Annotated in this window: 19 protein-coding genes; 15 read left to right on the top strand and 4 right to left on the bottom strand. The window is 64.2% G+C overall.

The window, feature by feature from the left end; all coding sequences use genetic code 11:
- The first annotated feature begins 191 nt into the window (after positions 1 to 191).
- The 3 genes from IVB29_RS24640 to boxB all read left to right on the top strand — a co-directional run bounded on the left by IVB29_RS24640 (position 192) and on the right by boxB (position 4422).
- A complete protein-coding gene (locus IVB29_RS24640) occupies positions 192 to 1004 on the top strand; it encodes an alpha/beta hydrolase (protein ID WP_247505997.1) in 813 nt (270 codons plus the stop codon).
- Positions 1005 to 1142: 138 nt separating this feature from the next.
- Positions 1143 to 2831, top strand: a complete 1689-nt coding sequence (gene boxC, locus IVB29_RS24635) for a 2,3-epoxybenzoyl-CoA dihydrolase (protein ID WP_247505996.1) — start codon at positions 1143 to 1145, stop codon at positions 2829 to 2831.
- 154 nt (positions 2832 to 2985) lie between these two features.
- On the top strand, positions 2986 to 4422 hold the full coding sequence (gene boxB, locus IVB29_RS24630; RefSeq protein ID WP_247506002.1) for a benzoyl-CoA 2,3-epoxidase subunit BoxB: 1437 nt from the start codon (positions 2986 to 2988) through the stop codon (positions 4420 to 4422).
- Between the two features lie 120 nt (positions 4423 to 4542).
- Here the strand turns inward: boxB and IVB29_RS24625 are convergent, their stop codons facing one another.
- Both IVB29_RS24625 and IVB29_RS24620 read right to left on the bottom strand, forming a co-directional pair.
- Positions 4543 to 5343: an SDR family oxidoreductase gene (locus IVB29_RS24625; protein ID WP_247505995.1), complete on the bottom strand. Its 801-nt coding sequence runs from the start codon at positions 5341 to 5343 to the stop codon at positions 4543 to 4545.
- A gap of 93 nt (positions 5344 to 5436) precedes the next feature.
- Positions 5437 to 6495 (bottom strand): polysaccharide deacetylase family protein, encoded by a 1059-nt coding sequence (locus IVB29_RS24620; protein ID WP_247505994.1) that lies wholly within the window; start codon positions 6493 to 6495, stop codon positions 5437 to 5439.
- Positions 6496 to 6660: 165 nt separating this feature from the next.
- On the opposite strand from IVB29_RS24620, the gene IVB29_RS24615 reads away from it, so the two are divergent.
- Both IVB29_RS24615 and IVB29_RS24610 read left to right on the top strand, forming a co-directional pair.
- The gene (locus tag IVB29_RS24615) at positions 6661 to 8055 is read left to right on the top strand and encodes an OmpA family protein (RefSeq protein ID WP_247505993.1); all 1395 of its coding nucleotides are present in this window, start codon (positions 6661 to 6663) and stop codon (positions 8053 to 8055) included.
- A gap of 2 nt (positions 8056 to 8057) precedes the next feature.
- A complete protein-coding gene (locus IVB29_RS24610) occupies positions 8058 to 8354 on the top strand; it encodes a hypothetical protein (protein WP_247505992.1) in 297 nt (98 codons plus the stop codon).
- Positions 8355 to 8497: 143 nt separating this feature from the next.
- Here the strand turns inward: IVB29_RS24610 and IVB29_RS24605 are convergent, their stop codons facing one another.
- The gene (locus IVB29_RS24605) at positions 8498 to 8755 is read right to left on the bottom strand and encodes a hypothetical protein (protein WP_247505991.1); all 258 of its coding nucleotides are present in this window, start codon (positions 8753 to 8755) and stop codon (positions 8498 to 8500) included.
- Positions 8756 to 9361: 606 nt separating this feature from the next.
- Here IVB29_RS24605 and IVB29_RS24600 point away from each other — a divergent pair.
- From IVB29_RS24600 to phoB, 8 genes are all read left to right on the top strand, one after another.
- Positions 9362 to 10417, top strand: coding sequence for a lysylphosphatidylglycerol synthase domain-containing protein (locus IVB29_RS24600; protein WP_247505990.1), 1056 nt, complete (start codon positions 9362 to 9364; stop codon positions 10415 to 10417).
- A gap of 33 nt (positions 10418 to 10450) precedes the next feature.
- Positions 10451 to 11755: an ATP-binding protein gene (locus IVB29_RS24595; protein WP_247505989.1), complete on the top strand. Its 1305-nt coding sequence runs from the start codon at positions 10451 to 10453 to the stop codon at positions 11753 to 11755.
- Positions 11756 to 11892: 137 nt separating this feature from the next.
- Positions 11893 to 12906 (top strand): phosphate ABC transporter substrate-binding protein PstS, encoded by a 1014-nt coding sequence (pstS, locus tag IVB29_RS24590; protein ID WP_247505988.1) that lies wholly within the window; start codon positions 11893 to 11895, stop codon positions 12904 to 12906.
- 156 nt (positions 12907 to 13062) lie between these two features.
- A complete protein-coding gene (gene pstC, locus IVB29_RS24585) occupies positions 13063 to 14052 on the top strand; it encodes a phosphate ABC transporter permease subunit PstC (protein ID WP_247506001.1) in 990 nt (329 codons plus the stop codon).
- Positions 14053 to 14056: 4 nt separating this feature from the next.
- Positions 14057 to 14908 carry a phosphate ABC transporter permease PstA gene (gene pstA / locus IVB29_RS24580; RefSeq protein ID WP_247505987.1) on the top strand — a complete coding sequence of 284 codons (852 nt, stop codon included), beginning with the start codon at positions 14057 to 14059 and terminating at the stop codon, positions 14906 to 14908.
- Positions 14905 to 15726 carry a phosphate ABC transporter ATP-binding protein PstB gene (gene pstB / locus IVB29_RS24575; RefSeq protein WP_247505986.1) on the top strand — a complete coding sequence of 274 codons (822 nt, stop codon included), beginning with the start codon at positions 14905 to 14907 and terminating at the stop codon, positions 15724 to 15726. The genes pstA and pstB overlap by 4 nt, the downstream gene beginning before the upstream one ends.
- Positions 15727 to 15737: 11 nt before the next feature.
- Positions 15738 to 16454, top strand: a complete 717-nt coding sequence (gene phoU, locus IVB29_RS24570) for a phosphate signaling complex protein PhoU (protein ID WP_247505985.1) — start codon at positions 15738 to 15740, stop codon at positions 16452 to 16454.
- Positions 16455 to 16477: 23 nt separating this feature from the next.
- Positions 16478 to 17185 carry a phosphate regulon transcriptional regulator PhoB gene (gene phoB, locus IVB29_RS24565; protein WP_014491300.1) on the top strand — a complete coding sequence of 236 codons (708 nt, stop codon included), beginning with the start codon at positions 16478 to 16480 and terminating at the stop codon, positions 17183 to 17185.
- A 223-nt stretch (positions 17186 to 17408) separates the two neighbouring features.
- On the opposite strand, the gene IVB29_RS24560 is transcribed toward phoB, so the two are convergent.
- On the bottom strand, positions 17409 to 17921 hold the full coding sequence (locus IVB29_RS24560) for a GcrA family cell cycle regulator (RefSeq protein WP_247505984.1): 513 nt from the start codon (positions 17919 to 17921) through the stop codon (positions 17409 to 17411).
- A gap of 452 nt (positions 17922 to 18373) precedes the next feature.
- Between IVB29_RS24560 and IVB29_RS24555 the strand changes: the two genes are divergently transcribed.
- On the top strand, positions 18374 to 19582 hold the full coding sequence (locus IVB29_RS24555; RefSeq protein ID WP_247505983.1) for an aspartate aminotransferase family protein: 1209 nt from the start codon (positions 18374 to 18376) through the stop codon (positions 19580 to 19582).
- Positions 19582 to 20505, top strand: a complete 924-nt coding sequence (gene argF / locus IVB29_RS24550; RefSeq protein ID WP_247505982.1) for an ornithine carbamoyltransferase — start codon at positions 19582 to 19584, stop codon at positions 20503 to 20505. The genes IVB29_RS24555 and argF overlap by 1 nt, the downstream gene beginning before the upstream one ends.
- Positions 20506 to 20544 lie beyond the last annotated feature (39 nt).

Here is a 20544-nt window from a genome sequence, read left to right as displayed (position 1 = left end):
TTGTGGGGGAGGGCGGGGGAGAGGGGTAGCCCAGCAAAGGGTGTTCGCTTTCGCGCGCTAGGTGTTCTTCGTCATACTCAGAGTCCCTGCGTGGCACCCCTCTCCCTAGCCCTCCCCCACAAGGGGGGAGGGAACGACTGAGCCAGCGGCCGCGTCTCGTTCCAAATACGGGCGCGAAGAAGAGTGACAACATGACCAACCTCCTCCCCACAGGCTTCCTCAACGTCAGTGGCGCCAGCCTCGAATACAAATGGCTGGCGCCGCAATCCGCTGACGCCCCCACCATCGTCATGCTGCACGAAGGCCTCGGCTCGGTCGGTCTCTGGAATGATTTTCCGGAAAAGCTGCAGCAAGCCACCGGCGCCGGCATCTTCGTCTATTCCCGCGCAGGCTACGGCCAGTCGAGCAAGGTCGCGCTGCCGCGCCCGCTCGACTACATGCAGCGCGAGGCGCTGGATGTGCTGCCGAAAATTCTCGATGCGATCGGCTTCAGGCGTGGCCTGCTGCTCGGCCATTCCGACGGCGCCTCGATTGCGACGATCTATGCCGGCGCGCATCAGGATCGCCGGCTGCAAGGCCTCGTGCTGATCGCGCCGCATTTCATCGTGGAAGACATTTCCGTGAAGTCCATCGCCGCGATCAAGACCGCCTTCGAGACCGGCGATCTCAAGCCGAAGCTGGCGCGCTGGCACAAGGACGTCGACAACGCCTTCCATGGCTGGAACGGCGCCTGGCTCGATCCTAAATTCCGCGACTGGGACATTTCGGAATATCTCGCCTATATCCGCGTGCCGGTTATCGTCGTGCAGGGCATGGACGACCAGTACGGGACGATGCGCCAGGTCGAGATCGCGCAGGAGGAGTGTTACTGCCCCGTCGACCTGAAAATCATTCCGGGGGCGGGGCATTCTCCGCATCGTGAAGCGCCTGGAGTGACGCTCGAGGCGCTTGAGCAATTTGCAAAAGCCGCCCTGCGCGACGATCGCGGACTTCAGGCGGCATGAAGGGTGGATGGCATCGGTGCGCGGTTGGCATGCCGATGAAGCAAAGTGCATGTTCAGCTTAAATTAGGCTGGACGCGGGCGTAAAGATGCATTATTGTGCATCTAACGGTAAATCCGAAACGAACCCAAGGGTGGCCCATGGCCGGGGAAGATCGGCGCCTCGCAGGCGGCGCGACATTCATCGATTTCCAGACCGAACCGTCCCGCTACCGGCACTGGAAGCTCGCGGTCGACGGCGATGTCGCCACCCTGACCATGGATGTCGACGAGAATGGCGGCCTGTTCGAGGGCTATCTGCTCAAGCTCAATTCCTACGATCTCAGCGTCGACATCGAGCTTGCCGACGTGGTGCAGAGGCTGCGTTTTGAGCATCCCGAGGTGAAAGTCGTGGTGATGCGCTCGGCCAAGAACCGCGTGTTCTGCGCTGGCGCCAACATCCGCATGCTCGCGGGCTCCACCCACGCCCACAAGGTGAACTTCTGCAAGTTCACCAACGAGACCCGCAACGGCATGGAAGACTCCTCGGAGAACTCCGGCCAGCGCTTCATCACGGTGGTGAACGGCTCCGCCGCCGGTGGCGGCTATGAACTGGCGCTGGCGACCGACCACATCATCCTCGCTGACGACGGCGCCTCGGCTGTGTCGCTGCCCGAAGTGCCGCTGCTCGCGGTGCTGCCCGGCACCGGCGGTCTCACGCGCGTCGTCGACAAGCGAAAAGTGCGCCGCGACCACGCAGACTTTTTCTGCACCATCGAGGAAGGCGTGAAGGGCAAGCGCGCCGTGCAATGGCGCCTTGTCGACGAGATCGCGCCGAATTCGAAGCTCGAGGCCAAGGTCGTCGAGCGCGCCAGGGAATTCGCAGCCGCCTCGAAGCGCGCCGGCAACGGCAAGGGCATCGCGCTGACGCCGCTCAAGCGCGTCATCGACGAGACCAGCCTCCGCTATGGCTTCGTCACGGTCGACATTGATCGCACCGCGCGCATCGCCACCATCTCGATCAAGGCGCCGGAAGCCGCAGCACCCGCCGACATCGACGGCATGATGGCGCAGGGGGCCTCGTTCTGGCCGTTGCAAGTGGCGCGCGAGCTGGACGACGCCATCCTGCATCTGCGCATCAATGAGCTCGAGATCGCGATGCTGGTGTTCAAGAGCCATGGCGACCGCGCCCATGTGCTCGCATCCGACGCCTTCCTCGAAGCCAACAAGGCGCACTGGCTGGTCAACGAGATCCGCCACTATTGGAAGCGTGTGCTCAAGCGCATCGATGTCACCTCGCGTACGCTGGTGACGCTGGTCGAGCCCGGCTCCTGCTTTGCCGGCACCTTGGCCGAACTCGTCTTCGCCGCCGACCGCTCCTATATGCTGATCGGCACGCGCCAGGGCGACAACCGCCCCCCGCCGTCGATCGAACTCTCCGCGATGAATTTCGGCCCCTATCCGATGAGCCATGGTCTGACGCGGCTTTCGTCGCGGTTCCAGGCCGACCCGTCCGACGTGGAGCGCGCGGAAACCACGATGGGCACCGCGCTCGATGCCGAGCAGGCGGAAGAACTCGGCCTCGTCACCTTTGCGCTCGACGATATCGATTGGGACGACGAAGTCCGCGTGTTCCTCGAGGAGCGCGCCAGCTTCTCGCCCGACAGTCTCACCGGCATGGAAGCGAGCCTGCGCTTCGTCGGCCCCGAGACGATGGAATCAAAAATCTTTTCGCGCCTGACTGCGTGGCAGAACTGGATCTTCCAGCGCCCCAACGCGGTAGGCGAGGAAGGCGCGCTGCGCCGCTACGGCAGCGGCCAGAAGCCGAAATTCGATATGACGCGAGTCTAGCTATCGTGTCCCGGGCGCGCTGCGGCATGAAATGCCGCTGCGCAGAACCGGGACCCACAGGACCGAACAATGGGTCCCGGCTCTGCAGCGCACCGCTTCGCGCCGCACTGCGTCCGGGACACGAGACGGAGCAAGGAGCACGGCCATGAACATCATGAACGTCGACTACTCGACCAAGATTCCGAACAACGTCAATCTCGCCGAAGACCGCCAGGTGCTGAAGGCGCTGGAAGGCTGGCATCCCGGCTACATGGACTGGTGGAGCGACATGGGGCCGGAAGGCTTCCAGGAATCGCTGGTCTATCTGCGCACCGCCTACTCCGTCGATCCGCGCGGCTGGGCCAAGTTCGATTATGTCCGCATGCCCGACTATCGCTGGGGCATTCTCCTTGCTCCCCAGGAAGAGAATCGCGTCGTGCCGTTCGGCGAGCATCTTGGCGAGCCGGCCTGGCAGGAAGTCCCGGGCGAATATCGCGCCATGTTGCGCCGCCTGATCGTGATCCAGGGCGATACTGAGCCTGCCTCGGTCGAGCAGCAGCGCCACCTCGGCAAGACTGCGCCCTCCCTCTACGACATGCGCAATCTGTTCCAGGTCAATGTCGAGGAAGGCCGTCATCTCTGGGCGATGGTCTACCTGCTCCAGAAGTATTTTGGCCGCGACGGTCGTGAAGAAGCCGATGATTTGCTGCGTCGTCGCTCCGGCGATGCCGATGCGCCGCGCATGCTCGGCGCCTTCAACGAGGCGACGCCGGATTGGCTGTCCTTCTTCATGTTCACCTACTTCACCGACCGCGACGGCAAGATGCAGCTGCACAGCCTCGCGCAGTCGGGCTTTGATCCGCTGTCGCGCACCTGCCGCTTCATGCTGACCGAAGAAGCGCACCACATGTTCGTCGGCGAGACCGGCATCACCCGCGTCGTGCAGCGCACTTGCGATGCCATGCGCGAAGCCGGCATCACCGATCCCTCGGATATCGCCAAGGTCCGTGCGCTCGGCGTGATCGATCTTCCGACCATCCAGAAGAAGCTGAACCTGCACTACACGCTGTCGCTTGATCTCTTCGGCTCGGAAGTCTCCACCAACGCGGCCAATGCCTTCAACACCGGCATCAAGGGCCGCTATCACGAGACCCAGATCGACGACGATCACCAGCTCAAGAACGCGACCTATCCGGTGCTCAAGTTCATCGACGGCGAGATCAAGCTGGTCGATGAGCCGGCGCTGACCGCGCTCAACATGCGCCTGCGCGACGATTACAGCCAGGATTGCGTCAAGGGCATGCTGCGCTGGAACAAGGTGATCTCGACCTCGGGCTACGACTTCCAGCTCAAGCTGCCCAACGTCGCCTTCCATCGCCACATCGGCGAGTTCAAGAACATCCACGCGACGCCGGATGGTCTTTTGATCGACGATGCCTCCTGGGCGAAGCGCAAGGATGATTGGCTGCCCTCGACCGCGGACGGCGACTTCATCACCTCGCTGATGCAGCCCGTCACCGAGACCGGCGTGTTCGCCTCCTGGATCTCGCCGCCGAAAGTCGGCATCGACAACAAGCCGGGTGACTTCGAGTACGTGAAGATCGAGTCGTAAGCGTCTTCTTCACCTCTCCCCGCTTGCGGGGAGAGGTCGGATCGCTCTTGCGATCCGGGTGAGGGGGTACAGGTCTCTCGGAAATCTCACGTGTGGGGAGAGGCCCCTAGCCAGCGATCCCTACCCCGCGATCTCCAGCCCCGCGTTCGCGTACACCACGCCGCCATCCACCGCGATGGTGTTGCCGACCACGTAATCGCCCGCACGCGAGGCGAGATAGATCGCGACCCCTGCCATGTCCTCTTCGGTTCCGATGCGCCGCGCCGGAATGCGCTTTGCGACCTCGTCAGAGTGATCGCGCGCGGCGCGGTTCATGTCGGACTTGAATGCGCCCGGCGCGATCGCGGTGACGTTGATGTTGTCCTTGATCAGTTTCGTCGCCATGCGCCGCGTCAGATGGATCACGGCGGCCTTGCTGGCGGCGTAGGAATAGGTCTCGCCCGGATTGACGAAGATGCCGTCGACCGAGGCGATGTTGATCACCTTCGCCGGACGTTCTGCGCTTGCGCCCGCGCGCAGCGGTTTCGCCAGCGCCTTGGTCAGGAAGAACAGCGACTTGACGTTGAGGTCCATCACCTTGTCCCAGCCGCTCTCCGGGAATTCGTCGAACTCCGCGCCCCAGGCAGCGCCCGCATTGTTGACGAGGATGTCGAGCTTCGGCTCCAGCTTGATGAGTTCGCCGGCGAGCTTGTCGCAGCCTTCGACGGTCGAGATGTCGATCGGCAGCGCGATGCATTCGCCGCCATATTGGGCTGACAGCTCTTTCGCCGTCGCCTCGCAGGGACCTGCCTTGCGCGCGGTGATGTAGACCTTCGCCGCGCCAGCGCTGAGGAAGCCCGCCGCGATCATCTTGCCGATGCCGCGCGAGCCGCCGGTCACGAGTGCGACGCGGCCTTTGAGCGAGAACAGATCGTTGAACATGGTGCCTCCCTTGATTTGGCGCCCGTTGTGAGCGGGGCGGGCAGGGGAGTCAAGGAATGCGCCGGTGTGCGGCGCGGCAGCGGAGATCAGGGCTTACGCCGCCGCGATTCGGCGAAAGCCGTTCCACATCGCGGTCGCGGCGCCCGAGGTCAGCACCGGCAAAATCCGCGCATCCTGATAATTGCCGTTGAGCGAGACGCGCGGCAGCGCGGTCATGTGGCGCCCGTTCTCGGCGAACAGCATGCCGGGCCTTGTCGTCACCGCGGTCTTGAAGCCGGCGGCTGCGGCGAGCTTGAATTCGCGCTCCCCCGCCGCCTCGCGGTCGCCATAGGGGTAGGCGAAATGCTGCACCTTGCGCCCGAGCGCCTGCTCGATCCGTGCGCGGCTGACCGCCATCTCCTGCGCGGCGATCTCCTCGCTTTGCCTCGCGAGATTGCAATGGCTGATGGTGTGCGCGCCGATCGTCACCAGCGGATCTGCGGCGAACTGCTTCACCCCGTCCCAGGACAGGCAGAGGCTTCGGCACAGCGCTTCCATGTCGACGCCGTGCCTCGTGCAAAGCGCGGCGATCTCGCGCATCAGATCATGCTCGCCCGGCAGCGCGCGCAGCCAGTCGTGCAGGCGGTCGAAAGCCGCCTGTTTTGCGGCCGGCGTCGTCGCATCGAGCCGCAGCGCGGAATTCCCGATGCTGACCTCGATCTGCTCGGCCCCGGCGATCACGGCCTCCAGTGCCGCCCACCACAGCCGTCCGGTGCCTTCGGCAAAATCGCTGGCGACATAGACCGTCAAAGGCGCGTCAAATTCGCGCAGCACCGGCAGCGCAAACTCGAAATTATCGCGATAGCCGTCGTCGAGCGTGAAGGCGGCGAGGCGGCGCTCGAACCGGCCCTGCACCAGCCGCTCATGCAGCTCATCCATGCTGACGATGTCGATGTCGCGCGAGCGCAGATGGCTCAGCGTCGCGCGCAGGAAATCGGGGGTGACTTCGAGGTGCCGGTTTGGCTGGAACGCGCCCTCGCGGGCCGGCCGCACGTGATGCAGCATGAAAATAGCGCCCACGCCCGACAAAAGCGGGCGCAGCAGGTGGTGCGCCCCGCTGAAATAGAGTGCTCCCAGCCCGGCGCGGATGACGTTGTTACGGAGTTGTTTCATGACCGGCTGGCCGACCCCTGGCATTCCGCCCTCAACTTAGGGTGTGACCCTTGAAGAAAAAGTTATTCCAATTGTCCAGGTGAGGGGCCCGTATGGGCCCCATTTCCGGTTTGACAGCCTGCCAAGGGTTTGTTTTGTCTCCGGTTCCAGAGTTCGGGTCGTCGGATGCAAAAGCTTTTCAGGTGGGCCAGCAAATGGTGGCCGGGGTTGATCCCCCTGGCCGTCATGTGGGGATTTGCGGTCTGGAATAACACCTTGCCGGTCGAGGCCGACCTGTCGGCCCGCAGTTCGGCCGCCCTCAAGGACACCGTCCTGGACAAGACCCGGATCGCGGTGGACGGCCGCGACGTCAGCCTGGCCGCGGACGCCTTTTCCGAGGAGGGGCGCCGCGATGCGGTCATGACAGTCGAGCTGGTCCCCGGCGTGCGCCTGGTCGACGACCGCACCCGGCTGGTTCCCGAGGCAAAGCCCTTCGTCTGGAACGCCGAACGCGACGTGGTCCGGGTAACGCTATCAGGCTCCGCGCCCCTGCCGTCGATGAAGACCCGCCTGACCGAGGCGGCCCGCAAGGAGGTCGGCGGCGTCGAGGTGGCCGATCAGATGGGGCTGGCGCGTGGCGCGCCGCCGCGCTTCGAAGCGGCCGCGACGCTGTTGCTGGACCAGATCGGCAAGCTCAAGGACGGCAAGATCACGATCACAGACACCCAGGTCAATCTGTCGGGCATGGCGCGCGACCTCGGCGGCCGGGAGGCGATTGCTGCCGCGCTGAAGAATTTGCCTGAGGGTTTCTCGATCGCCGCCAACGACGTCAAGGCGCCGCCCTACATCTTCCAGGCTTACAAGGATCCGGTTGCCGCGACGGTGACGCTGACCGGCTACGTTCCCGACAACAATGTCCATGCGGCGGTCGTGACCAGCGCGTCGCGAAAATTCTTCACCGAGAAGGTCGTGGACAATCTCAAGGCCAGCATCGGCGCGCCGGCCTCCTTCAACACGGCCGCGGTCGCAGCGCTCGGGGCGCTGTCGCGGCTGTCGACCGGCACGCTCGTGGTGTCCGACCGCGAGGTGAAGCTGTCGGGCGATGCGCTCTATGAAGGCGCCGCCAACGACATTCGCGCAGGCCTCGGCAAGGACTTCCCGAAAAACTGGCAATACAAGCCGGAGATCACGGTGAAGCCCGCGGCAGGCCCGGTTGACGGCACGGTCTGCCAGCAATTGTTCTCCGAGCTCCTGACCAAGGGCAAGATCCGCTTCGCCACCAAGCGCGCCGACATCGATCCGGATTCCGCAGGCATTCTCGATCATCTGATCGAGACGGCGCTGCGTTGCCCCACCTCCGATATCGAGGTTGCAGGCCACACCGACGCCGACGGCGAGGACTCCTTCAACCAGGCTCTGTCGGAGAAGCGCGCGCAGGCAGTGATCGACTATCTGGTCAAGGCGGGCCTGCCCGCCAGCCGCTTCACCGCGGTCGGCTATGGCGCCACGCAGCCCGTTGCCGGCAACGACACTGACGACGGCAAGGCGCAAAACCGCCGCATCGAATTTCTGGTGAGGTGACGATGCCTTATCTCGTCTCGTTTCATATGGGTTGGTTGATCGGCTCGCTGCTGCTGGGCTTTTGCATGGGCTGGATTTCGGTGGTCCAACGCGGCAACGGCACCTCGAAAGTGACCGCATACTGGCTCGCGGCGCTCGCCGCCGCTCTGGTCGCAGCTTCGTTCGCGCACGTGGTTCCCGGCCGCTTCGGCTACTGGCTCGACCTCGGCCTCATCATGTTCGCCTGCTATCTCGTCGGCTGCACCATCGGCGCCTGGCTGCGTGATCGGGTGGTCGCGCGGAGCATGCCGGCGGCTTGAAGCTTGGTCCGCTTTGTCGAGCCTCGATCCGGTATCGCGATAAGGGAGCTGGCAAGCCGGAACGGTCTGGCCGCCGGGCCCTGGTAGCCAGACGACGAGATGTCCCGGACCTTGCGGCCGGGACATCTCGCAATGCGATGGGCTCAGCGAAAGCCGGCGCTCAAATTGTGGTCCCGAATGCCGATGGCCTTGGCCTGCGCCGCGGACACGCCATCCCGGCACTGGATATAGCGCAGCACCTGCGCATCGGTGCCCGCGGAGTGCGCCCGCCACATGTCAAGATTGAAGCCGCTCTTGGCCATGCACGCCTCCGAATGAGGGCTGTCGTTGCGCTCTCTGGCGCTGGCCGGAGCGGCGGCGAGAACGGTCATGGTCATCATGGCGCTGAGCAGTATCTTCATGGTTTCCCCTCTTTCATAATGGCATTCTTGTTTAAAGCGACGGCCGCCGAAATCGGCATCGACGGGCGACCCGCCTTAGTTCTCCGAGAATCGCGTCCATTGAAAGTGGCTCACCACGGCTCGTGGGAGATAACCACAAGTAGCTATCGCGGCTACGCTCAACGGGCCAGCGTCCTCGTTTGACCGCGCCCCGGACCGTCCAGGCGCTCTGCCCCTTGGAAAATCCGCCGGCTACGGCCCGCTCGCCCCTCTTTCAACCGGCGGGCGCGACCCATAGATTGATTTCGGCTTAAGGCGTGGCGGAACATTGTGCGGCCGAAATCATCAAAACTTCACGGCGCCTGCGCAGGATTGCCATGGAGATTCGCGTCAGTCCTGCCGCCGAAAGCGCCAAATCGTGCATCCGGAGCCCGCAACCTGCCTAAAACATTGAAGGCACGAGTATTTGTTCGAATTGCCGAATTCCACTCCGCCCCAAAACGCGCTAGTGGAAGGGCGGGGGGCATGCGCGATGCCGGAGCCGACGGTGAAGGTTCGTTGAGTGCCAGTGCGTCGTCCGCCTGTTCGCCGGCCACCCCGGCCGCTGAAGCGTTGTTTGAGGTCTAGATGCTGGAAGCCATACGCAGGGCGATGACGATTCTGCGCCAGAAGCAAATCCTGCATAAGCTTGGAGTTGTGATCAGCGTCGCGGTCATCGGCATCGCTTGCTATGTGCTCTACCACATGCTGCGCGGCATCGACACGAACGAGGTGATCGAGGCGATCAAGAGCACCGAGCCGCGCCAGATTGCGATGGCGGCGCTGTTCGTCGCCGCGGGCTATTTCACCCTGACCTTCTACGATCTGTTCGCCGTGCGCGCGATCGGTCACTCCCATGTGCCCTACCGCGTCAACGCGCTCGCCTCCTTCACCAGCTATTCGATCGGCCACAATGTCGGCGCCAGCGTCTTCACCGGCGGCGCGGTGCGCTACCGCATCTATTCGGCCTATGGGCTGAACGCGATCGACGTCGCAAAGATCTGTTTCCTCGCCGGCCTCACCTTCTGGCTCGGCAATGCCGCCGTGCTGGGCCTCGGCATCGCCTATCATCCGGAGGCGGCGGCCTCGATCGACATGCTTCCGGCCTGGATGAACCGGACGCTGGCGCTGATGATCATCGTGGCGCTGGTTGGCTATGTGGTCTGGGTCTGGACCCAGCCGCGGGTGGTCGGCCGCGGTCCCTGGACCGTGGTGCTGCCGGGCGGACCGCTGACGCTGCTGCAGATCGCGATCGGCATCGTCGATCTCGGCTTCTGCGCGCTGGCGATGTACGTGCTGGTGCCGGACGAGCCCAATCTCGGCTTCGTCGTGGTCGCGGTGATTTTCGTCTCGGCGACGCTGCTCGGGTTTGCCAGCCACTCGCCCGGAGGCTTAGGGGTGTTCGACGCCGCCATGCTGGTCGGCCTCTGGCAGATGGACCGGGAGGAACTGCTCGGCGGTATGTTGTTGTTCCGCGTCCTCTATTATCTGTCCCCCTTCGTCATTTCTGTAATCTTGCTGACGTTTCGCGAAGTTATAATCGGCGCCCGATCAAAGCGTTTGCAGCAGGCGGCGCTCAAGCTCGACCCCGGTCCGGCGCCAAAAGCCGCCTTTGTGAGAGAGCGCAGCGACAGCGGCGCCTGACCGGCGCAAGCCCTTAAGGAGAAGCCCGCTCCGATGGCGATCGACGCCCCATCGTCTCCCTCCGCCCAGCCCTGGTCCGACCGGCTGCGGCATTCGACCGTCATCCTGATCGCCGCGGCATTGGCGCTGTCGGTGGTGGTTTCGCTCGGCGAATTGTCGGTGATGCGGGCGGCGACGGTGTTCCTCTGCATTGCGGCCGCGGCGCTGATTCCCTGGCGCCTGCACGACAATGCCGCCTCGCGCGACGACACCCGCCGCGTCAATCCGGTCGAGAGCGCGGCGGTGGCCGCGGTCGTCGCCGGCATGCCGGATCCGGCCGTGCTGCTCGACCGCGCCGGCCGCGTCATCCATCTCAATGCCGCCGCCGCCCAGCTTGCGCCGGCGCTGCGCCGGAACGAGCTGGCCCAGTTCGCGCTGCGCTCGCCTGAGATTATCACGGCGCTACGCGAGTCGATCGCAACCACCGAGCCGCGGCGCACGACCTATCTCGACCATGTCCCGGTCGACCGCTGGATGGAGCTGACGATCACGCCGGTACCGGTGCCGACCTCGTTCGGCGGCGCCGACAAATGCATGCTGATGACCTTTCACGACCAGACGCCGCTGCGCCGGGTCGAGGAGATGCGCGCCGACTTCGTCGCCAACGCCAGCCATGAATTGCGCACGCCGCTGGCGGCGCTGTCGGGCTTCATCGACACGCTCCAGGGCCAGGCCAAGGACGATCCCAAGGCGCGCGAGCGCTTTCTCGGCATCATGCACAATCAGGCCACCCGCATGGCGCGCCTGATCGACGATCTGCTCTCGCTGTCGCGGGTCGAGCTGTCGGCCCACGTACGACCCGACACCCTGGTGGACCTGCTGCCGATCATCCGCCAGGTCGCCGACGGGCTCGAGCCGCTCGCGCGCGAGCGTCAGGTCGAGGTCGAGATCCATCTGCCGGAACAGCAGGTGATGATCGCGGGCGACCGCGAGGAGCTGCTCCGCCTGTTCGAGAATCTGATCGAGAACGCGCTCAAATACGGCGCCGCGGGCGGACGCGTCATCGTGACGCTGACCCCCGGCGCGGCCCCTGATGGAACTCAGGAAATCCGGGTCTTGGTGCGCGATTTCGGCCCAGGCATCGCGCCCGAGCACCTGCCGCGGCTGACCGAGCGGTTCTACCGGGTCGACGTCGGCGACAGCCGCTCGCAGGGCGGCACCGGGCTTGGATTATCGCTGGTGAAACATATTCTTAACCGTCATCGCGGCCGGCTGGTGATCGAAAGCGTGCCCAAGCAAGGCGCTACTTTTGCCGCCTGTTTTCCCCAGGTCAGGACGCCGGGGCGACCCGAAACTTAAGTGATTTCAATCACTTCGGTATGTCATCCAGCTGTCACGAAACCTTCGTAAAAGCACAGCCGACCGCTCCTAAAGGGGCGGCACGGGGAGCGCGATCGGGCGCTGATGGCGCTTCGCTCCCCTGTATGGAGACCAGCATGAATTTCATCAAAACTATCGTCGCTGCTGGCTTGGTCGCCGCAACGACGACGGCGGCCTTTGCCGCCGACATCACGGGTGCAGGTGCAACCTTCCCGTTCCCGATCTATTCGAAGTGGGCTGACGCCTACAAGAAGGAGACCGGCAACGGTCTGAACTACCAGTCGATCGGTTCGGGCGGTGGCATCAAGCAGATCCAGGCCAAGACCGTGACCTTCGGCGCGACCGACGCGCCGCTCAAGGCCGAGCAGCTCGAGAAGGACGGCCTCGCGCAGTGGCCGATGGTGATGGGCGCCATCGTTCCCGTCGTCAACGTCGAGGGGGTCAAGGCCGGCGAGCTGGTGTTCGACGGCGAGACCCTCGCCAGCATCTATCTCGGCAAGATCACCAAGTGGGACGACGCCGCGATCAAGAAGCTCAATCCGAACGTGAAGCTGCCCTCGGAGGCCATCACCGTGGTTCGCCGTTCGGACGGTTCGGGCACCACCTTCAACTTCACCAACTACCTCGCCAAGGCCAGCGCGGAGTGGAAGAGCAAGATCGGTGAGGGCACCGCGGTCGAGTGGCCGGTCGGCGTCGGCGCCAAGGGCAACGAAGGCGTGTCGGGCAACATCAGCCAGACCAAGAACTCGATCGGCTATGTCGAGTACGCTTATGCCAAGCAGAACAAGCTGACCTACACCGGTCTCGTCAACAAGGCCGGCAAGACGGTGCAGCCGACCGTCGAGGCCTTCCAGGCGGCCGCTTCCAACGCCGACTGGGCCAAGGCTCCCGGCTACTACGTCATCCTGACCGACCAGCCCGGCGAGAAGTCCTGGCCGATCACCGCGGCGACCTTCATCCTCATGCACAAGGAAGCCACCGACAAGGCGGCCTCGCAGGAAGCCATCAAGTTCTTCCGCTGGGCCTTCAAGAACGGCGGGAAGGCGGCTGAAGAGCTCGACTACATCCCGATGCCCGCGGGCGTCGTGACCCTGATCGAGAAGACCTGGGCTGCCGAGATCAAGAGCTAAGCGCTCTCGTCCCGGACGGCTGCGCCGGGATTTCAAGACCTTCGCTCCGGATCGGCCCAGTGCCGCATCCGGAGCGCAAGACCGACAATCAGATCTAGAAAACAAGACTTGCAACAAGCGTATATAAAACGGGTACAGGGGATCGGCGTGGCTGAGATGGCTGTCGAGAGCGATGTAATTGATGCCACCGGACCGTATGATCGCGCCAAGGCGTTGGGCGCGTTCAAGCTCGGGGATGTGACCTTCTACTGGATCACGCGGCTCAGCGCGATCTCGGTGCTCCTGATCCTCGGCGGCATCATCATTTCGCTGATCGTCGGGGCCTTCCCGGCGATGAAGGAATACGGCTTCGCCTTCCTGTGGACGCAGCGCTGGGCGCCGTCGGCAGATCCTCCCGTCCTCGGTGCGCTCGGCCCGATGTACGGCACGCTCGTGACCTCCTTCATCGCGATGCTGATCGCCATTCCGGTCGGTCTCGGCATTGCGATCTTCCTGACCGAGCTCTGCCCGCAATGGCTGCGCCGCCCGATCGGCATGGCGATCGAGCTGCTCGCCGGCATCCCCTCGATCATCTACGGCATGTGGGGCTTCTTCGTGCTTGGACCGTTCCTGGCCAACACCTTCCAGCCCTTCATGATCAAGATCTTCGACGGCGTCCCCGTTCTCGGCGCGATCTTCGCGGGACCCCCGTCCTATCTCAGCCTGTTCAACGCCGCGCTGATCCTCTCGATCATGGTGCTGCCCTTCATCACCTCGATCTCGGTCGACGTGTTCAAGACGGTGCCGCCGGTGCTGAAGGAGGCCGCTTACGGCGTCGGCTGCACCACCTGGGAAGTCGTCCGCAGCGTGGTGATCCCCTACACCCGCGTCGGCATCATCGGCGGCGTCATGCTGGCGCTGGGCCGCGCGCTCGGCGAGACCATGGCGGTGACCTTCATCATCGGTAACTCGTTCCGTATCTCCTCATCGATCTTCGCCCCGGGCACCACGATCTCGGCGGCCATCGCATCCGAGTTCGCCGAGAGCGACGGCCTGCACCAGTCGGGCCTGATCCTGCTCGGCCTCCTGCTGTTCGTGCTGACGTTCTTCGTGCTGTCCGGCGCGCGGCTGATGCTGATGCGGCTGGACAAGAAGGCGGGGAAGTAACGTCATGGCCCTCAATCCGATCTATTCGCGCCGTCGCCGCAAGGACATCGTCATCCGTGGGCTCTGCTTCGCAGCGGCCGCGTTCGGCGTCACCTGGCTTGCGCTGATCCTGATGACGCTGCTCATCAACGGCCTGGCCGGCCTCAATCTCGAGCTCTTCGTCGCGGATACTCCGCCTCCGGGCTCGACCGAAGGCGGCCTCCGCAACGCCATCGTCGGTTCGGTCATCATGACCGTGATCGGCGTCGGCATCGGCGCACCGCTCGGCCTGTTCGCCGGCACCTACCTCGCCGAATACGGCCGCAACGACAAGCTGACCTCGGTGATCCGCTTCATCAACGACATCCTGCTCTCGGCGCCCTCGATCATCATCGGACTGTTCATCTACGGCGCGGTGGTGGTGCCGATGCGCGGCTTCTCGGCGATCGCCGGTGCGCTCGCGCTCGCCGTCATCGTCATCCCGGTGGTGCTGCGCACGACCGAGGACATGCTGCTGCTGGTGCCGAATCCGTTGCGTGAGGCGGCTTCCGCGCTCGGCCTGCCGCGCTCGCTGGTGATCAAGCGGATCGCTTATCGTGCGGCCCGATCGGGTCTCATCACCGGCGTGCTGCTCGCCACCGCCCGCGTCGCCGGCGAAACCGCGCCGCTGCTCTTCACCGCGCTGTCGAACCAGTTCTTCAGCCTCGGCCTGAACAAGACGATGGCGAACCTGCCTGTGACCATCAACAACTTCGTCCAGAGCCCCTACGCCTATTGGAAGCAGCTCGCCTGGAGCGGCGCGCTGCTCATCACCCTGACAGTGCTTGCCCTGAACATTGGCGCGCGCATTCTTGGCGCCGAGAGGACCGCAAAATGAGTGAACTTTCCGTATCGATGAGCGCCGCCGGCGGTCTTCCGCAGGCGCCGGTGCTGCCGGACGCCCCGGCCAAGGTGACGGTGCGTAACCTCAACTTCTATTACGGCGAGCACCACGCGCTGAAGAACATCAATCTGGCGCTCGGCACCAACCGCGTCACCGCGTTCATCGGCCCGTCCGGTTGCGGCAAGTCGACCCTGCTGCGCATCTTCAACCGGATGTACGACCTCTATCCGGGCCAGCGCGCCACCGGTCAGCTCATGCTCGACCAGACCAACATCCTCGACCCCAAGCTGGACCTCAACCTGCTGCGCGCTCGCGTCGGCATGGTGTTCCAGAAGCCGACGCCGTTTCCGATGACGATCTACGAGAACATCGCCTTCGGCATCCGTCTCTATGAGAAGATCTCGAAGTCCGAGATGGACGGCCGCGTCGAGAAGGCGCTGCGCGGCGGCGCGCTCTGGAACGAGGTCAAGGACAAGCTCAACGCCTCCGGCCTGTCGCTCTCCGGCGGCCAGCAGCAGCGCCTCTGCATCGCCCGCACGGTTGCGGTGCGGCCTGAGGTGATCCTGTTCGACGAGCCCTGCTCGGCGCTCGATCCGATCTCGACCGCTAAGGTCGAGGAGCTGATCCAGGAGCTGTCCGAGGACTACACGATCGCGATCGTCACCCACAACATGCAGCAGGCGGCCCGCGTCTCCGACAAGACCGCCTTCATGTATCTCGGCGAGCTGATCGAGTTCGACGACACCAGCAAGATCTTCACGTCGCCGACCGACCGGCGCACGCAGGATTACATCACCGGCCGGTTCGGCTGAGGAGACGGGACATGGGTTCTGAACATACCGCAAAGGCGTTCGACACCGACCTCCAGGAGCTCACGCGTCTGGTCGCGGAAATGGGCGGCATCGCCGAGCGCATGATCGTCGATTCCGTCGACGCGCTGATCCGCCGCGACGTCGCGCTCGGCCAGCGTGTCGTCGTCATCGACGCCGAGCTCGATGCGCTCCAGAAGAAGATCGAGGAGCGCGCCGTGCTCACCATCGCGCGCCGGCAGCCGATGGCGGTCGATCTGCGCGAGATCGTCGGCGCCATGCGCGTCGCCACCGATCTCGAGCGCATCGGCGACCTCGCCAAGAACATGGGCAAGCGCGTCGCGGCGCTGGAGACGGATTTCCATCCGCTCAAACTGTTCCGCGGCCTCGAGCACATGACCGATCTCGTGCAGCAGCAGGTCAAGTCGGTGCTGGACGCCTACGCCGCCCACGATCTGCCGGCGGCGATGGCAGTGTGGAAGGGCGACGAGGAAGTCGACGCCATCTGCACCTCGCTGTTCCGCGAGCTCCTCACCTACATGATGGAGGATCCGCGCAACATCTCGTTCTGCATCCACCTCATGTTCTGCGCCAAGAACATCGAGCGGATCGGCGACCACGCCACGAACGTCGCCGAGACGGTGTTCTACATGATCGAGGGCCAGGCGATCACCGACAAGCGGCCGAAGGGCGACATGACGAATTTCGCCACGACGGTCCCGAATACCTGAATCCTTTAAGGAGCGACGACCCGATGGGCGCACGCATTATGGTGGTTGAGGACGAGGAAGCTCTCACAGAGCTGCTTCGCTACAACCTCGAAGGCGACGGTTATGACGTCGAGACGGTGATGCGCGGCGACGATGCCGACACCCGTCTCAAGGAGCACATCCCCGATCTGATCGTGCTCGACTGGATGCTGCCGGGGCTTTCCGGCATCGAACTGTGCCGGCGGCTTCGCACCCGTCCCGAGACCAAGCAGCTGCCGATCATCATGCTCACCGCCCGCGGTGAGGAGAGCGAGCGGGTGCGGGGTCTTGCGACCGGCGCCGACGATTACATCGTCAAGCCGTTCTCGGTGCCGGAACTATTGGCACGCGTGAAGGGCCTGCTGCGGCGCGCAAGCCCGGAGCGGCTCGCCACTGTGCTGGCTTACGGCGACATTGAGCTCGACCGCGACAAGCGCCGCGTGGCGCGTTCGGGCCGGCCGATCGATCTCGGTCCGACCGAATACCGCCTGCTGGAGTTCTTCCTGGAGCATCCCGGCCGCGTGTTCTCGCGCGAGCAGCTGCTCGACAGCGTCTGGGGTCGCGACATCTATATCGACGAACGCACCGTCGACGTGCATATCGGCCGCCTGCGCAAGCTGCTCAATCTCGGCCGTGAGCAGGACCCGATCCGCACCGTTCGCGGCGCGGGTTATGCACTCGATGATCGCTTTGCGAAGGCTGAGCAGGCGTAAGGCTGCTGCAAACACGCAAATAAAAAAGCGCGCCCGGTGGCGCGCTTTTCTCTTTCTCGATCCGTCCCAGGCCCCGTGCGCAATTGCGCATTAAAGCATGATCCGGAAAAGTGCGAAGCGGTTTTCCGAAAAGATCATGCGCAAACAACAACCTAAAGCGCGATGACGATTCATCCCAATCTCATCGCGCTTTAGGCCGGGACGATGTCGTTTGGGGCTGACCTCAGCGCGGACCCGGCTTCACCGGAGCACGCCGGCGATCCGAAGCCGGTTGATAGGCCACACGCGAGTGCTGGGCGCAGTAGGGGAGGCCCGAGAGCGCCTTGCCGCCGCAGAAGAAGAAATCCGGGCTCGAGGGATCGCCGACCGGCCAGTGGCAGGTCGCTTCGTTCAATTCCAGCAGCGAGAGCCGCTGGCTCATCGGTACCACGTTGTCGTAGGTGAGCGGTTCGGCCTCGACCTCGACCTCGAAGGCCTGCGCCAGCGCGGTGTTGCCACGCGCGATCGGGCGGGTCACCCGCATCATGTGCTGCGCGGGACGCGCCTTGCGCGGCCGGGGAGCTGCCGATGAGGGACTCTTGGCGCGACCGGACAGGCCGAGCCTGTGCACCTTGCCGATCACGGCATTACGGGTCACGTTGCCGAGCTCAGCCGCGATCTGGCTAGCCGACAATCCGGCCTCCCAGAGCTTTTTCAGCTGCTCGACGCGATCATCCGACCAGGTCAAAACGGTCATTGCACCCTTTCCCTCGCCGTGCGGCTGCCATGCTGGCGCCTTGCGGCGAATGCCTAAGCTTCGAAAAACCCGTGCTGCCAGAATCCCTTAAGGCTCGCCGGGCGCAACTGAACGCCCGAACGTTTACGCCGGTACATGAGGCTCTTGGGATCAGAAACACTGCACGAGATGTCGTATCTGACAAGTCAAACGCTACAATATGGCGTGACTCACGCGCAAGAGTCCGCCGACTCGCTTCCACATGTTCCGTGGCCAAAACCCGCAAATTCGGCACCGCAAGACTACGGATTCAGCATTTCGCGAGGCTTTCGGGCGGCATTGACAGCCGGTTCACCAAGCCTAAGATAGTGTCACGTGCCGCCCTTAAAAGGCGGCACGTTTCGTTTTCCGGGCCGGTTGATGGTGCGTTGCGCAATGCACGCTCACGCCGTCCGCAACATCAAGTGACCGTCATGACTAACAGCGCAGCGCCGCATTTGCTCCCCGTTTTCGCCAGGTCCGACCTCGGTTTCGAGCGCGGCGAAGGCTGCTGGCTGATTGCGACCAATGGCGATCGCTATCTCGATTTCACCTCCGGCGTCGCCGTGAACGCGCTTGGTCACGCCCATCCCGCGCTGGTCAAGGCGTTGCAGGAGCAGGCGACGAAACTCTGGCACATGTCGAACCTGTTCCAGAGCCCGGACGGCGAGAAGCTCGCCGCGCGCCTTTGCAATGAGAGTTTTGCGGACTTCGTGTTCTTCTGTAATTCCGGCGCCGAAGCGCTGGAAGGTGTGATCAAGCTGGTCCGGCATCATCACTTCTCCAAGGGGCATCCGGAGCGCTATCGCATCATCACCTTCGAAGGCGCCTTCCACGGCCGCACGCTGGCGACGCTGGCTGCGACCGGGTCTGCAAAATATCTCGAAGGTTTTGGTCCGCCGATGGACGGTTTCGACCAGATCCCGCATGGCGACATCGAGGCCGTGAAGAAGGCGATCGGTCCGCAGACCGCCGGCATCCTGATCGAGCCGATCCAGGGCGAGGGCGGAGTGCGTTCGGCAACGCCTGCGTTCCTGAGGGCGTTGCGCCAGCTCTGCGACGAGAAGGGCCTCCTGCTCGCGTTCGACGAAGTCCAGACCGGCATGGGCCGTACCGGCGATCTGTTCGCGCATCGGCGCACCGGCGTCACGCCCGACGTGATGTCGCTGGCCAAGGCGCTCGGCGGCGGCTTCCCGATCGGCGCGGTGCTGGCGACCGCGGATGCGGCCTCCGGCATGGGCCCCGGCTCGCACGGTTCGACCTTCGGCGGCAATCCGCTGGCGATCGCGGCTGCGAACGCCGTGCTCGACGTCATGCTCAAGCCCGGCTTCTTCGATCACGTGCAGAGGATGTCGCTGCTGCTCAAGCAGAAGCTCGCTTCCGTGATCGACCGTCATTCCGATGTCGTCAGCGAAGTGCGCGGCGAGGGGCTCCTGATCGGCATCAAGGCCGTGGTGCCCTCCGGCGATCTCGTCGCGGCGCTGCGTCACGAAAAACTGCTCACGGTCGGCGCCGGCGACAATGTCGTGCGTTTCCTGCCGCCCTTGATCGTCACCGAAGCCGAGATCGAGGACAGCGTCGAGCGGCTGGAGCGCGCCTGCACCGCGATCTCGTCCAGTCAGACCAAGCGGGCGGCAAGCTGATGAGCAAGTCGCCGAAGCACTTTCTGGACATCAACGAGCTCCCGCTGTCGGAGCTCAAGAGCATGCTCGACGCCTCCTCAGCCATGAAGGCGAAGCAGAAGGCGCATCAGCCGGTCAGGCCGCTCGAAGGCAAGACGCTGGCGATGATTTTTGAGCGTCCCTCGACCCGCACACGCGTCTCGTTCGACGTCGCCATGCGCCAGCTCGGCGGCGAGCCGATCATGCTCACCGGCGCAGAGATGCAGCTCGGCCGCGGCGAGACCATCGCCGACACCGCGCGCGTGCTGTCGCGCTATGTCGATGCCATCATGATCCGCATCCTCAACCACGATGCGCTGCTCGAGCTTGCGGCCAACGCGACCGTTCCCGTCATCAACGGCCTGACACGGCGTTCGCATCCCTGCCAGGTGATGGCCGATCTCCTGACTTATCAGGAGCATCGCGGCCCGATCGAGGGCCGGACGGTGGCCTGGACCGGCGACGACAACAATGTTCTCGCCTCGTGGGCACACGCAGCCGAGCGCTTCAAGTTTCAGCTCAACATCGCAACCCCGCCGGAGCTTGCACCGAAGAAGGTGATGCGCGACTTCATCAAGGCCACCGGCGCGCCGATCATGATCGGCACCGACCCCGAGGTCGCCGTGAAGGGCGCCGATTGCGTCGTCACCGACACCTGGGTGTCGATGGGCGACAAGGAAGGCGAGCACCGCCACAACGTGCTCAAGCCCTACCAGGTCAATGCCCAGCTGATGTCGCTGGCCAAGCCCGACGCGCTGTTCATGCACTGCCTGCCGGCCCATCGCGGCGAGGAGGTCACCGACGAGGTGATCGACGGCCCGCAATCGGTCGTGTTCGACGAGGCCGAAAACCGGCTGCACGCGCAGAAGGGCATTCTGGCCTGGTGCTTTGACGCGGTGAAGTAGTCTTTATCGCCGTCCCGGCGCACGCCGGGACGGCGATGA

It is taken from the genome of Bradyrhizobium sp. 1 (assembly GCF_023073315.1).
GTDB lineage: Bacteria > Pseudomonadota > Alphaproteobacteria > Rhizobiales > Xanthobacteraceae > Bradyrhizobium.
Note: the sequence above shows the minus strand (reverse complement) of the source record. Positions and strands in the feature narration are given on the sequence as shown.

Bases quoted from the DNA above. Each gene is read 5' to 3' on its own strand.
- IVB29_RS24605 (WP_247505991.1), bottom strand. From the start codon at position 8,755: ATGAAGATACTGCTCAGCGCCATGATGACCATGACCGTTCTCGCCGCC.
- phoU (WP_247505985.1), top strand. From the start codon at position 15,738: ATGGGTTCTGAACATACCGCAAAGGCGTTCGACACCGACCTCCAGGAG.
- argF (WP_247505982.1), top strand. From the start codon at position 19,582: ATGAGCAAGTCGCCGAAGCACTTTCTGGACATCAACGAGCTCCCGCTG.
- IVB29_RS24640 (WP_247505997.1), top strand. From the start codon at position 192: ATGACCAACCTCCTCCCCACAGGCTTCCTCAACGTCAGTGGCGCCAGC.
- pstS (WP_247505988.1), top strand. From the start codon at position 11,893: ATGAATTTCATCAAAACTATCGTCGCTGCTGGCTTGGTCGCCGCAACG.
- IVB29_RS24555 (WP_247505983.1), top strand. From the start codon at position 18,374: ATGACTAACAGCGCAGCGCCGCATTTGCTCCCCGTTTTCGCCAGGTCC.
- IVB29_RS24610 (WP_247505992.1), top strand. From the start codon at position 8,058: ATGCCTTATCTCGTCTCGTTTCATATGGGTTGGTTGATCGGCTCGCTG.
- IVB29_RS24560 (WP_247505984.1), bottom strand. From the start codon at position 17,921: ATGACCGTTTTGACCTGGTCGGATGATCGCGTCGAGCAGCTGAAAAAG.
- IVB29_RS24615 (WP_247505993.1), top strand. From the start codon at position 6,661: ATGCAAAAGCTTTTCAGGTGGGCCAGCAAATGGTGGCCGGGGTTGATC.
- IVB29_RS24620 (WP_247505994.1), bottom strand. From the start codon at position 6,495: ATGAAACAACTCCGTAACAACGTCATCCGCGCCGGGCTGGGAGCACTC.
- phoB (WP_014491300.1), top strand. From the start codon at position 16,478: ATGGGCGCACGCATTATGGTGGTTGAGGACGAGGAAGCTCTCACAGAG.
- IVB29_RS24595 (WP_247505989.1), top strand. From the start codon at position 10,451: ATGGCGATCGACGCCCCATCGTCTCCCTCCGCCCAGCCCTGGTCCGAC.
- IVB29_RS24600 (WP_247505990.1), top strand. From the start codon at position 9,362: ATGCTGGAAGCCATACGCAGGGCGATGACGATTCTGCGCCAGAAGCAA.
- boxB (WP_247506002.1), top strand. From the start codon at position 2,986: ATGAACGTCGACTACTCGACCAAGATTCCGAACAACGTCAATCTCGCC.
- IVB29_RS24625 (WP_247505995.1), bottom strand. From the start codon at position 5,343: ATGTTCAACGATCTGTTCTCGCTCAAAGGCCGCGTCGCACTCGTGACC.
- pstA (WP_247505987.1), top strand. From the start codon at position 14,057: ATGGCCCTCAATCCGATCTATTCGCGCCGTCGCCGCAAGGACATCGTC.
- pstB (WP_247505986.1), top strand. From the start codon at position 14,905: ATGAGTGAACTTTCCGTATCGATGAGCGCCGCCGGCGGTCTTCCGCAG.
- boxC (WP_247505996.1), top strand. From the start codon at position 1,143: ATGGCCGGGGAAGATCGGCGCCTCGCAGGCGGCGCGACATTCATCGAT.
- pstC (WP_247506001.1), top strand. From the start codon at position 13,063: ATGGCTGTCGAGAGCGATGTAATTGATGCCACCGGACCGTATGATCGC.